The sequence below is a fragment of the Yokenella regensburgei ATCC 49455 genome (assembly GCF_000735455.1).
Taxonomy (GTDB): Bacteria; Pseudomonadota; Gammaproteobacteria; order Enterobacterales; family Enterobacteriaceae; genus Yokenella; species Yokenella regensburgei.
Map to the genome: position 1 here is coordinate 20,070 of NZ_JMPS01000008.1, position 13,062 is coordinate 33,131.

The 13,062-nt window shown below is 57.4% G+C and carries 11 protein-coding genes; all 11 read right to left on the reverse strand.

The features are described from left to right. Window position 1: 1 nt before the first annotated feature. Genes GYRE_RS00575 through rsmH form a run of 11 tightly spaced genes read right to left on the reverse strand, consistent with a single transcriptional unit; the run spans window position 2 to window position 13,062 of the window. Window positions 2-922 carry a D-alanine--D-alanine ligase gene (locus GYRE_RS00575; RefSeq protein ID WP_038252143.1) on the reverse strand — a complete coding sequence of 307 codons (921 nt, stop codon included), beginning with the start codon at window positions 920-922 and terminating at the stop codon, window positions 2-4. After that, on the reverse strand, window positions 915-2,387 hold the full coding sequence (murC, locus tag GYRE_RS00580) for a UDP-N-acetylmuramate--L-alanine ligase (protein WP_038252144.1): 1,473 nt from the start codon (window positions 2,385-2,387) through the stop codon (window positions 915-917). The genes GYRE_RS00575 and murC overlap by 8 nt, the downstream gene beginning before the upstream one ends. Before the next feature lie 57 nt (window positions 2,388-2,444). After that, window positions 2,445-3,512, reverse strand: coding sequence for an undecaprenyldiphospho-muramoylpentapeptide beta-N-acetylglucosaminyltransferase (murG, locus tag GYRE_RS00585; protein WP_006817141.1), 1,068 nt, complete (start codon window positions 3,510-3,512; stop codon window positions 2,445-2,447). After that, on the reverse strand, window positions 3,509-4,753 hold the full coding sequence (ftsW, locus tag GYRE_RS00590) for a cell division protein FtsW (RefSeq protein WP_038252146.1): 1,245 nt from the start codon (window positions 4,751-4,753) through the stop codon (window positions 3,509-3,511). Before ftsW ends, murG begins: the two co-directional genes overlap by 4 nt. Next, window positions 4,753-6,069 (reverse strand): UDP-N-acetylmuramoyl-L-alanine--D-glutamate ligase, encoded by a 1,317-nt coding sequence (gene murD / locus GYRE_RS00595; protein ID WP_006817139.1) that lies wholly within the window; start codon window positions 6,067-6,069, stop codon window positions 4,753-4,755. The genes ftsW and murD overlap by 1 nt, the downstream gene beginning before the upstream one ends. Before the next feature lie 2 nt (window positions 6,070-6,071). Then, window positions 6,072-7,154, reverse strand: coding sequence for a phospho-N-acetylmuramoyl-pentapeptide-transferase (gene mraY / locus GYRE_RS00600; RefSeq protein ID WP_006817138.1), 1,083 nt, complete (start codon window positions 7,152-7,154; stop codon window positions 6,072-6,074). Next, window positions 7,148-8,506 (reverse strand): UDP-N-acetylmuramoyl-tripeptide--D-alanyl-D-alanine ligase, encoded by a 1,359-nt coding sequence (murF, locus tag GYRE_RS00605; RefSeq protein ID WP_038252147.1) that lies wholly within the window; start codon window positions 8,504-8,506, stop codon window positions 7,148-7,150. The genes mraY and murF overlap by 7 nt, the downstream gene beginning before the upstream one ends. Continuing rightward, complete coding sequence (gene murE / locus GYRE_RS00610; protein ID WP_038252148.1) at window positions 8,503-9,990, reverse strand: UDP-N-acetylmuramoyl-L-alanyl-D-glutamate--2,6-diaminopimelate ligase; 1,488 nt, start codon at window positions 9,988-9,990, stop codon at window positions 8,503-8,505. Before murE ends, murF begins: the two co-directional genes overlap by 4 nt. Further along, on the reverse strand, window positions 9,977-11,743 hold the full coding sequence (locus GYRE_RS00615; RefSeq protein ID WP_006817135.1) for a peptidoglycan glycosyltransferase FtsI: 1,767 nt from the start codon (window positions 11,741-11,743) through the stop codon (window positions 9,977-9,979). Before GYRE_RS00615 ends, murE begins: the two co-directional genes overlap by 14 nt. Before the next feature lie 15 nt (window positions 11,744-11,758). After that, the gene (gene ftsL / locus GYRE_RS00620; RefSeq protein ID WP_006817134.1) at window positions 11,759-12,124 is read right to left on the reverse strand and encodes a cell division protein FtsL; all 366 of its coding nucleotides are present in this window, start codon (window positions 12,122-12,124) and stop codon (window positions 11,759-11,761) included. Continuing rightward, a complete protein-coding gene (gene rsmH, locus GYRE_RS00625; protein ID WP_006817133.1) occupies window positions 12,121-13,062 on the reverse strand; it encodes a 16S rRNA (cytosine(1402)-N(4))-methyltransferase RsmH in 942 nt (313 codons plus the stop codon). Before rsmH ends, ftsL begins: the two co-directional genes overlap by 4 nt.

Genomic DNA, 13,062 nt, shown 5'->3' on the forward strand with positions numbered 1-13,062 from the left:
ATCAACCCGCCAGGTCCAGAATGCGTACTACCAGCTGCGAGAAGCTCATCCCCGCCTGACGCGCCGCCATCGGCACCAGGCTATGGCTCGTCATCCCAGGCGAAGTGTTCGCTTCCAGCAAGTAAAACTGGCCATCATCGTCCAGCATCACGTCAATGCGTCCCCATCCGCGACAGCCAAGAACTTGCCAGGCTTTTGCGACCAGTGACTGCATTTCTGCTTCACGTGCAGGATCTTCCAGGCCAGGGCAGAAATATTGCGTCTCATCAGAGAGATACTTCGCCTCATAATCATAGAAGGTTCCAGCCACCTGGATACGAATTGACGGTAAAATTTCTTCGCCAAGCACCGCCACGGTAAATTCCGGACCGCTTAGCCATTTCTCAATTAAAACTTCGTCATCATGCTGAAAAGCCAACGCTAAAGATTCAGCAAGTTCCGCGCTTTCCAGCACTTTAGACATACCGACGCTGGAACCTTCCCGGCTCGGCTTAACAATCAGTGGCAGGCCGAGTGCTGCAATACGCTGCTTAGTTTCTGCCGAAAGCCCGGCGTTAAACTCGTTGCGGGTTAATGCCACCCACGGCGCGACCGGTAGACCAGCGCCTGACCACAGGAGCTTACTACGCACTTTATCCATTGAAATCGCGGACGCCATCACGCCGCTGCCGGTGTAAGGCATGCCAATAAGTTCCAGCAATCCTTGCAACGTGCCATCTTCACCGCCACGGCCGTGAAGTGCAATAAACACTTTCTGAAAGCCCATGCCTGACAGCTGGGTAACATCCACTTCACTGGGATCTACCGGGTGCGCATCGACACCCGCTTCACGCAGGCCGGCTAAAACCGCTGCCCCTGAATTGAGCGAAACATCGCGTTCAGCAGAAGTGCCGCCAAGCAGGACGGCGATTTTATCAGCCATGTCGCTCATCCTCGCTCTGCGGTTTCAGTTTGATTTCGGCCAGATTACGCGCGATTTTGCCGATATTACCGGCGCCCTGCACCAGAATCAGGTCATTGCCGGTGAGAACCGGGGCGAGCATCTCCGCCACCTGGGCGGCATCAGAAACCAGAATCGGGTCTACTTTGCCGCGGCCACGAATGGTGCGGCACAGCGAACGGCTGTCAGCCCCCGGGATCGGCGCTTCACCGGCGGCATAAACATCCAGCATCAGCAGCGAATCGACCTGGGTCAGCACGTTAGCAAAGTCATCGTACAGGTCACGGGTACGGGTAAAGCGGTGCGGCTGGAACAGCATGACCAGATTTTTGTCCGGCCAGCCTGCGCGGGCCGCTTTAATCGTGGCATCCACTTCCGTAGGGTGATGGCCGTAATCGTCCACCAGCATCGCGGTACCGCTCTTGCCGTTCACTTCCTGCAGCGGGAATTCACCCAGGAAGTCGAAGCGACGACCGGTACCCTGGAAGCTCGCCAGCGCGCGCAGAATCGCCTCGTCATCGATACCTTCTTCAGTGGCAACAGCCACTGCCGCCGCCGCGTTTAAGGCGTTATGACGGCCAGGTGCGTTCAGCATCACGCGCAGCGCGTCTCTCTCGTGACGCACGAGGGTGAAGTGCACCTGCGCGCCAATCTGCTGATAATCTTCAACGCGCACGTCGGCGTCGTCGCTGAAACCATAGGTAGTCACCTGACGACCAACGCGCGGCTGCAGTTCGCGGATAACAGGATCATCGATACACATCACCGCACGGCCATAGAACGGCAGGTTGTGCAGGAAGTTAATAAAGGTCTGCTTCAGATTCTCGAAGTCGCCCTGGTAGGTATCCATGTGATCGGCTTCGATGTTGGTCACGATAGCGACCATCGGCTGCAGATGCAGGAAAGACGCATCGCTCTCGTCGGCTTCTGCAATCAGATACCGGCTGCTGCCAAGGCGCGCGTGCACGCCTGCGGCTTTTACCAGGCCACCGTTAACGAAGGTTGGGTCGAGGCCCGCTTCGGCATAAATGCTCGATACCATCGCCGTGGTCGTGGTTTTACCATGAGTACCGGCAATCGCAATGCCATGACGGAAGCGCATCAGCTCAGCCAGCATCTCCGCACGGCGGATAACCGGAATACGCGCTTCGTGTGCCGCCACAATCTCCGGATTGTCGGCAGAAATAGCCGTAGAAACCACAACAACGCTCGCATCACGCACGTTTTCCGGGCGATGGTTGAAATAGATGGTCGCACCCAGCGCAGTCAGTTGCTGCGTGACCGGGTTTGGCGCCAAATCGGAACCGCTAATCTGATACCCTTCGTTCGCCAGCACTTCGGCAATACCACCCATGCCAGCACCACCGATGCCAACAAAGTGAATGTGCCGGACGCGACGCATCTCGGGTACGATAGAACGCAGTTTCGCCAGTTGTTGTGTATTCATTCTTTAAACGCCATCAACTACTTAAAAATTCGTGCAACGCAAAACGCGCTGCGAGGGTTAAGCCTTTGCAATCAGGCTCACTTCATTTGCTACCCGCTCGGTAGCGTCCGGGATAGCTGCCGCGCGAGCGCGTTCAGCCATCTCCAGCAGTGTGGTTCTGTTCCAGCCCGCCAGAGTGTCGGCCACGGACTGCGCCGTAAACTGCGGCTGTTCGAAAATCTTCGCGGCACCCGCTTTCTCAAGCGGCAGTGCGTTCCAGTACTGCTGACGGTCTTTGTGCTGGAAAGGCACAAACAGCGCCGGTAAACCGGCAGCGGCGATTTCACTCACCGTCAGCGCGCCGGAGCGGCACACCACCACGTCCGCCCAGGCGTACGCGGCAGCCATATCGTCAATAAATTCAGTGACCTTGTGCTGCGGCTGCCCGGCGTCGGCATAAGCCTGTTCCACCGACGGCTTCGCACCTTTGCCGCTTTGATGCCAGATGGTCACGCTGTCACCCAGCAGCGCCGCAACCTGCGGCATAGTCTGGTTCAGTACACGAGCGCCCTGGGAACCGCCGACCACCAGCACACGCGTCGGGCCTTCACGGCCAGCCAGTCGCTGTTCCGGCAGCGGAAGCGCCAGTACGTCAACGCGAACCGGGTTACCCACCACTTCGGCATTCGGGAAAGCCCCCGGAAAAGCCTGCATCACTTTGCTGGCAATCTTCGCCAGCCACTTGTTGGTGAGGCCCGCGATACCGTTTTGCTCGTGCAGCACAACCGGAATGCCAAGCGACCAGGCCGCCAGACCACCAGGTCCGGAAACATAGCCGCCCATTCCCAGCACCACATCGGGCTGATAACGCTTCATGATCGCCCGCGCCTGTCGCCAGGCGTTGAAAATACGTACCGGCGCCAGCAGCAAGGCTTTTACGCCTTTGCCCCGCAGCCCGGAGATGCGAATAAAATCAATCTCAATGCCGTGTTTTGGCACGAGGTCGGCTTCCATACGGTCAGCGGTACCCAGCCAGCGAACCTGCCAGCCCTGGTCCATTAAATGGTGCGCGACCGCCAGCCCCGGGAACACGTGTCCACCGGTACCGCCTGCCATCACCATTAACCGCTTTGCCTGACCACTCATCGCACACCCCGCGTAAACGCCTGGGCTTTCTCCAGACGCGTCTCATAATCAATGCGCAGCAAGAACATGATTGCTGTCGACATAATCAACAAACTTGAACCACCGTAACTGATAAGCGGCAGCGTCAGACCTTTAGTCGGCAGCATCCCCGCTGCGGCGCCAACGTTTACCAGTGCCTGGAAACTGAACCAGATACCGATGGAACAGGCGAGAAAACCGGCAAAACGCTGGTTGATCTCGAGTGCTTTACGCCCAATCGACATGGCGCGAAAAGCGACGAAGAATACCATTAAAAGTGCCAGTACCACACCGATATAACCTAATTCCTCACCAATAATGGCGAAGATGAAGTCAGTATGTGCTTCCGGCAGATACTCCAGTTTTTGGACTGAGTTTCCGAGTCCCTGGCCCCACATTTCACCGCGCCCGAAGGCCATCAGTGACTGGGTCAGCTGGTATCCGCTGCCGAAAGGATCTTCCCACGGGTTCCAGAAAGACGTTACACGGCGAATACGGTACGGTTCGGCAAGGATCAGCAGCACCACCGCCGATATGCCCATGCCGATGATGGCGATGAACTGCCAGAGCTTGGCACCGGCCAGGAACAACATCGCAAGCGTCGTCACAAACAGCACAACCACCGTCCCGAGATCCGGCTGCGCCAGCAGCAGGATAGCCAGCACGAAAATAACGCCCATCGGCTTTAAGAAGCCGCGCAGGTTATTTCGAACTTCGTCACCCTTGCGTACCAGGTAGTTGGAGATGTAGCAGAACAGCGAAAGCTTCGTGAACTCCGCCGGCTGAATACGCAGCGGCCCGAGTGCAATCCAGCGCGATGCCCCGTTAACCGAGCTACCCACGACCAGTACGATCAGCAGCATGACGATGGAAATAATCAGCATTGCCGTACTGTGCTTCTGCCAGAAGTCCATCGGCAGACGCAGCGTAATTAACCCCAGACAGAAGGCCAGAATGATGTACAGGCCATCACGCTTGGCAAACAGGAACGGATCGTTTGCCAGACGCTGGCCCACCGGCATTGACGCCGAGGTCACCATGATGAAGCCGATTGCCGCAAGACCCATCGTCAGCCACAGCAGCGTTCGGTCATACATCACCAGGCTGTCGGAATCTTTCTCCCGCGAGCCCATCACCCAGCCTTTCAGCGCGTTGAACAGCCAGACCATAATTCCCGATCCAGGCAGTCGCGGCACTCGCAGGCGAGGGAGAGATAAACGCATCAGCCTAACTCCCTTGCCAGGCGGGCGAACTGATCGCCACGCTGTTCGAAATTCTTAAACTGATCGAGGCTGGCACAGGCGGGTGACAACAGCACCATATCGCCCTTGCGCACGTTCGGTGCCAGCAGGCGCATCGCCTGTTCCATCGTTTCAGTCTGCGTCGCCACTTCCGGGCGCAGTGCGGCAAGCTCGGCACCATCGCGACCAAAGCAGTACAGGCGCACGTTATCGCCCATCAGATAACGCTTGAGCGAGCTGAAATCGGCAGATTTACCGTCACCACCCAGCAGCAAATGCAGGGTACCGTCAACGTGCAGGCCATTCAGCGCAGCTTCAGTACTGCCGACATTGGTGGCTTTTGAATCGTTGATCCAGCGTACGCCGTTATGCTCAAGCACCAGCTGGAAGCGATGCGCAAGGCCGGTGAACGTGGTCAGCGCCTTCAGGCTGCTGGCACGCGGTAGACCGACGGCATCCGCCAGCGCCAGCGCGGCCAGGGCGTTGCTGTAGTTATGCTGTCCGGAAAGCTTCATTTCGCGCACGTTGAGGATCTTCTCCCCTTTCACGCGCAGCCAGGTTTCGCCCTGCTGACGGTTCAGGTGATAGTCGCCAATGTTGACGCCAAAACTAATGCAGCGGTCATCTGCCCCGCGCACCGGCATTGTCAGCGCATCATCGGCGTTCACCACGCAGACTTTGGCATTTTCGTAGACCCGCAGTTTGGCCGCACGGTACTGCTGCAGACCAAACGGATACCGGTCCATATGATCTTCAGTGACGTTGAGGATCGTCGCCGCGGCGGCATGCAGGCTGGAGGTGGTTTCCAGCTGGAAGCTTGAAAGCTCCAGCACGTACAGCTCGCGAGAGACATCCAGCAGCATCAGCGCCGGAAGGCCGATATTGCCACCCACGCCGACGTTCACGCCCGCCGCTTTCGCCATCTCGCCCACAAGCGTGGTCACGGTGCTTTTACCGTTCGAACCGGTGATCGCCACAATCGGTGCCTGCGCTTCGCGACAGAAGAGCTCAATATCACCAACGATTTCCACGCCCTTCTCGGCGGCGGTAACCAGTGAAGGATGCGCCAGCGCAATACCCGGGCTCGCCACAATCAGATCCGCCGCCTGCAGCCATTCATCATTCAAACTGCCGGTATGGTGCTCGACGTTCTCGGGCAGCTTATCCAGACCAGGCGGCGTCATACGCGTATCCATCACGCGCGGCGTCACGCCGCGTGCGAGGAAGAAATCGACGCAGGAAAGTCCGGTCAATCCAAGACCAATAATGACGACTTTTTTGCCCTGGTAATCTGCCATGATTAACGTACCTTAAGCGTTGCCAGGCCAATCAGCACCAGCATCAGCGAAATAATCCAGAAGCGCACGATAACGCGCGGCTCCGGCCAACCCTTCAGTTCATAGTGGTGGTGAATCGGTGCCATTCGGAAGATGCGCTGACCGCGCAGCTTGAAGGACCCCACCTGCAGGATGACCGACAGTGTCTCCACCACGAATACCCCACCCATGATCACCAGCAGGAACTCCTGACGCAGCAGCACCGCAATAATGCCCAGCGCCCCGCCCAGGGCCAGTGAACCCACATCGCCCATGAATACCTGAGCCGGGTAGGTGTTAAACCACAGGAACCCTAAACCCGCACCTACAATCGCCGTACAGACGATAACCAGTTCACCTGCGTGACGCAGATAAGGAATGTGCAGATAGTTCGCAAAATTCATGTTGCCGGTTGCCCAGGCGACCAGCGCAAAACCCGCTGCCACGAAGACCGTTGGCATGATCGCCAGACCATCGAGGCCATCGGTCAGGTTCACGGCGTTGCCGGTACCGACGATAACGAAGTACGCCAGCACGATGTAGAACAGACCCAACTGCGGCATCACGTCTTTGAAGAACGGCACGACCAGCTCAGTTGCAGGCGTTCCTTTCCCGGCGATATACAGCGCAAAGGCCACACCCAGCGCAATCACCGACATCCAGAAGTACTTCCAGCGGGCTATCAGACCCTTAGTGTCTTTACGCACCACTTTGCGGTAATCGTCAACAAATCCGATGATGCCGTAGCCCACCAGAACGACCAGCACGCACCAGACGTACGGGTTCCACGGGTAGGCCCACAGCAGCACAGACACCACGATCGCGGTGAGGATCATAATCCCACCCATCGTCGGGGTACCGCGTTTACTGAAGTGCGATTCCGGACCGTCATTACGAACGACCTGACCGAAAGAGAGTTTTTGCAGGCGAGCGATCATCCGCGGGCCCATCCATAAAGAGATGAACAGCGCGGTCAGCAGGCTGACGATGGCGCGAAACGTCAGATAGGAAAAGACGTTAAAGCCGGAATAATATTTGACCAAGTGCTCGGCCAGCCAAACTAGCATGTTCCATTCTCCTGTAATGCGCGTACTACCTCTTCCATGGCGGCACTACGTGAACCCTTCACTAAAACGGTAATGATCGATTTTTCTTCGACTAACGCACGAAGATGAGCAATTAAGGAGGCCTTATCGGCAAAATGCTCCCCTGCCCCACTCGCGCTGCTGATAACTTTGCTCAGTACGCCAACGCTCAGTACACGGTCAATCCCTGCGTCTTTTGCAGCCTCTCCCACCTGACGGTGGCAGGCTTCACTTTCTTCGCCCAGCTCAGCCATATCGCCGACTACCAGCACGCGGTAGCCCGGCATATCAGCCAGAACCTGTACCGCAGCCGTCATCGAACCCACGTTGGCATTGTAGGAATCGTCCAGCAGCAGCTTATTCTCAGCAAGCGTAATCGGGAACAGGCGTCCCGGAACGGCTTCGAGCGTTGCCAGCCCCTGCTTTACCGCCTGCAGGTCAGCGCCAACCGCCATCGCCAGGGACGTTGCCGCCAGCGCGTTAGCAATATTGTGACGACCCGGCAGCGGCAGCAGCACGTCAACGTTCCCCTGCGGGGTCTGCAGCGTGAACTCGGTACCGTGGCTGGTAACATGAATGTTGGTGGCCGTAAAATCGCTGTTCGCGGCGTTCGGTGAGAAACGCCATACTTTGCGATTGCCAATGATGTTCTGCCAGTTCAGCCAGTCGTTGTTATCCGCATTCAGAATGGCGATGCCGTCCTGCGCCAGGCCGGTATAAATCTCCCCTTTCGCCTTCGCAACACCCGCCAGGGAACCAAAGCCCTCAAGGTGCGCCGCGGCCAGGTTATTCACCAGCGCCGCTTCCGGACGCGTCAGGTCGACGGTCCAGGCGATTTCGCCCTGATGGTTGGCGCCTAATTCAATCACCGCAAACTGATGCGCTTTCGTCAGACGCAGCAACGTCATCGGCACGCCGACATCGTTATTCAGGTTGCCTGCGGTATACAGCGTATTGCCGCACTGGCTCAGGATAGAAGCGGTCATTTCTTTGACCGAGGTCTTGCCGGAGGAGCCGGTCAGCGCCACTACGCGAGCCGGAACCTGCTGGCGGACCCACGCCGCCAGCTCACCGAAAGCGAGGCGAGTGTCTTTCACCACCACCTGCGGCAGTGCGCAATCAAGCTTACGGCTCACCAGCAGCGCACCCGCACCGGCTTCTTTAGCCTGCTGCGCGAAATCATGCGCATCGAAACGCTCGCCTTTCAGCGCCACAAACAGACAACCCGCCGTAATTTTACGGGTGTCAGTGGTGACAGCGTCGATGGTCAGGGAGTCACCGTGCAGTTCGCCATGGGTGATACTGGCAAGTTGGCTCAGCGTTACGCTAATCATGCCACCACTCCCAGCAGGCGGGCTGCGGTTACGCGGTCGGAATAGTCGAGACGGCGATGTCCGACTACCTGATAATCTTCATGGCCTTTGCCGGCCAGCAGAACGACGTCGTTCTCTTTCGCCTGCATGATCGCGTTGGTCACCGCTTCCGCACGGCCTTCTTTGACGATGGCGTGTCCGGCATCAACCATGCCAGCCAGAATGTCATTGATGATGGCGCGAGGCTCTTCGGTACGCGGATTATCATCCGTCACCACCGCGATGTCGGCGAACTCTTCGGCAATGGCGCCCATCAGAGGTCGTTTGCCTTTGTCGCGATCGCCACCGCAACCAAAGACGCACCACAGTTTGCCAGTACAGTGCAGACGCGCAGCCTGCAGCGCTTTCTCCAGCGCATCCGGCGTGTGGGCGTAATCGACCACAACCGTAGGCTTACCTGGCGCACTGAAGACTTCCATGCGCCCGCATACCGGCTGCAGACGCGCAGCGGTGCTCAGCAGACGGTCAAGCGGGTAATCCAACACCAGCAGCGTTGCCAGTGCCAGCAGCAGATTGTTGACGTTGAACGCGCCCATCAGGCGGCTTTCAATTTCACCGTCGCCCCAGCTTGAGGAGAACTGAATGGTCGCCCCGCTGTCGTGGTAGTTCACCGCGGTGGCTTTCAGCCAGCGGCCACGGCAGTTCGGATTGATGTGGTCTTCCATGGAAACCGCAACCGCATCCGGCAATTTTTCCAGCCAGCGGCGGCCCACTTCGTCATCGGCATTAATCACCGCCTGACCGCAGTGGTGTGTAGAGTAGAGCAGCCATTTTGCGGCTTCGTAGTGCTCCATATCACCGTGATAGTCCAGGTGATCGCGACTCAGGTTGGTGAACACCGACGCGGCAAATTTCAGCGCGGAAACGCGGTGCTGTACCAGACCATGGGAAGAGACTTCCATCGCTGCGAAGGTTGCTCCTTCAGCCGCCAGTCCCGAAAGCACGTGCTGTACGTCCACCGCGGAGCCGGTGGTGTTTTCCGTCGGTACCACTTTATCCAGCAGGCCGTTGCCGACGGTCCCCATCACCGCACTGGTTTCGCCGAGCAGCTGCGCCCATTGTGCCAGTAGCTGAGTCGTCGTGGTTTTACCGTTGGTTCCGGTGACGCCCACCAGACGCAGTTGTTCAGATGGCTCACCGTAGAAACGTCCGGCAAGTGCCGACAGGCGCTCATTCAGTTGGCTTAAATAGATAACCGGGACGCCGTGCATCTCGCGGATCTCGCCGTCATTGGCCTCATCTTTGGCCTCAGCAATAATGGCAGCAACACCTTGCGCTATCGCCTGCGGGATATATCGACGCCCGTCCGCCTGATGACCTAATACCGCAATGAAAAGATCGCCCGAAGCAGCCACACGGCTGTCGAGCGTCATCTCCCGCAGTTCTCGCGCAGGTGCATTCGGCACCCACGGAGCAAGAAGGTCGCGCAAATTACGATCTGCCACCTGTTCCCTCGCCTTGATTAATCACAAATTCACTTTTCTCGCCTGTCGCCAGCGCATCCGGTTCAATGTTCATGGTGCGCAGAACGCCGCCCATGATGGCACCAAACACCGGCGCGGAAACGGCGCCACCGTAGTATTTACCTGCCTGTGGATCGTTGATAACCACGACCAGCGCAAAGCGCGGCTGGCTCGCTGGCGCAACGCCCGCGGTGTAAGCAATATATTTGTTGATGTAGCGGCCATCCGGCCCTACTTTTTTCGCCGTACCGGTTTTAATCGCGATGCGGTAGCCTTTGATTGCGGCCTTCACGCCACCGCCGCCCGGCAGTGCAACGCTTTCCATCATGTGAACGACGGTACGAACGAGTGGTTCCGGGAAGATACGTTCGCCCGGAACCGGCGGATCAACCTTGGTAATCGACAGCGGACGATAAACGCCATAGCTACCGATGGTTGCGTAGACTCGCGCTAACTGTAACGGGGTTACCATTAGCCCATAGCCGAAAGAGAAGGTGGCCCTCTCTATGTCAGACCACCGTTGTTTTTGAGGATATAAGCCACTGCGTTCTCCGACCAACCCCAAATTGGTCGCTTTTCCGAGCCCAAAACGTGAGTAAGTATCTACTAACGCTGAGGACGGCATCGCTAACGCTAGCTTGGAGACGCCAACGTTACTCGACTTCTGTAGTACCCCGGTCAGGGTCAATTCGCTGTAGCGTGCCACGTCTTTGATCTCGTGGCCGTTAATTCGATATGGAATCGTATTCAGGACGCTGTTTTCATTGACAATGCCGCGCTGCAGCGCCGTCATGACCACCATCGGTTTAACCGTTGAACCAGGCTCGAACACGTCGGTGATGGCGCGGTTACGCATCGCGTCTTTTGCAGTGCCGGTGAAGTTGTTCGGGTTGTAGGAAGGACTGTTCGCCATCGCCAGCACTTCGCCGGTGGAAACGTCTACCAGCACCGCGGTTCCTGACTCGGCCTTGTTAAAGGCCACGGCGTTGTTCAGTTCGCGGTACACCAGCGCCTGCAGACGTTCGTCGATGCTGAGCGCGAGGTTGTGTGCAGCCTGACTGTCGGTGGAAGAGATATCTTCAATGACGCGGCCATAGCGATCTTTACGCACGATACGCTCGCCCGGCTGGCCGGTTAGCCATTTATCAAAGCTTTTTTCAACGCCTTCAATGCCTTCGCTATCGACGTTGGTGAATCCGATGAGGTGAGCGGTAACTTCGCCGGAAGGATAGTAGCGGCGCGACTCTTCACGCAGGTAAATACCCGGCAGTTTAAGTTTCTTGATGTAATCGGCCATGTCAGGGTTAACCTGACGGGCGAGGTAGATGAAGCGGCCTTTCGGGTTAGCGTTGATGCGCGACGCCATCTGATCGAGCGGCATTTTCAGGGCGTCTGCCAGCGCTTTCCAGCGGTTATCAAGGGTTATCCCCCCCGCATCATGCAGCGCTTTCGGGTCGGCCCAGATAGCTTTCACCGGCACACTCACCGCCAGCGGGCGACCAGAGCGGTCGGTTATCATGCCGCGCGACGTTGAGACTTCCTGAACGCGCAGTGAGCGCATATCGCCCTGACGCACCAGCATATCCGGGCTCACAATCTGTAGCCAAGCCACGCGGCCTAACAGGAAACCCAGCGCCAGCAGAATACAGCCGCACAGCAACGCAAAACGCCAACTGACAAAGTTGGCCTGTTCTTCCTGACGTTTTGCTTTCTGCGTTTTTGCCGCTGCTTTCATGCGTCGCAATAATCCTTATTTCTGTACAACGATGTTTTCCTGTGAAGGATCGACATGCTGCATCTGCAGCTTTTCCGTCGCGATCCGTTCCACCCGGCTATGGTCGCCGAGCGCGTTTTCTTCGAGGATCAGGTTGCGCCACTCAATATCGAGTGCATCACGCTCCAGAACCATCTGTTCACGTTGTGCGGTCAAAAGGCGCGTATGGTGCGCCGTAGTGACGACGGTCACCGCCGTCACGATAATGCATATGAACAAGCAGAGTGGCAGCTTCCCAAACCGCAAAAGATCGTCACCGATAACGCCAGGCAAGGCATGACGTTCGTTGCTTCCAATCGATCCTTTTACTTTGCTTAGGGCCTCTGTCACTCTGCTGATCATGCGTTCGTCCTTTCTGCGATACGCAGCACTGAACTACGAGCGCGTGGATTCTCTGCCACTTCATCTTCGCCCGGCATCAACTTGCCTAGTGCTCGCAAATGACGGCCACCCAGTTTCCTGAGTTGCTCCTCCGTCATCGGGATCCCCGCCGGGACTTGTGGACCGCGGCTTTGCTCACGCATGAAGCGTTTCACAATACGGTCTTCCAGCGAGTGGAAACTGATGATGGAAAGCCGCCCACCCGGGGCAAGCACGTCGAGCGAGCTTTTTAGCGCCTGCTCTATCTCCTCCAGTTCACTGTTCACCCAGATGCGCACCGCCTGGAAGGTACGGGTCGCGGGATGTTTGTACTTGTCTTTCACCGGTGTTGCTGCTGCAACCACCTCTGCCAGCTCTTTCGTGCGGGTCATCGGCTGTTCGCGGTTACGCTCAACAATGGCGCGGGCAATACGTTTGCCGAAGCGCTCTTCACCAAAGGTTTTGATGACCCAGGCGATGTCGGCTTCTTCCGCCGTTTGCAGCCACTCAGCTGCCGATTGTCCGCGGGTTGGGTCCATACGCATGTCCAGCGGACCATCGCGCATAAAGGAGAAACCGCGTTCCGCATCGTCAAGCTGCGGTGAAGAGACACCAAGATCGAGGAGGATCCCGTCAATCTTGCCGGTAAGTTCGCGCTCGGCAACGTAATCGCCCAGCGCGGAAAAAGGTCCATGCACGATGGAAAAGCGAGGATCATCGATGGTTTGTGCAACGGCGATCGCTTGTGGATCCCGGTCAATAGCCAACAGACGTCCTTCCGCCCCAAGCTGCGAAAGAATCAGACGCGAGTGGCCACCACGGCCAAAAGTGCCATCAATGTAAATACCATCCGGACGAATGTTCAGACCGTTGACGGCCTCGTCCAGTAGTACCGTTGTATGTTTAAAGTTTTCCATCAT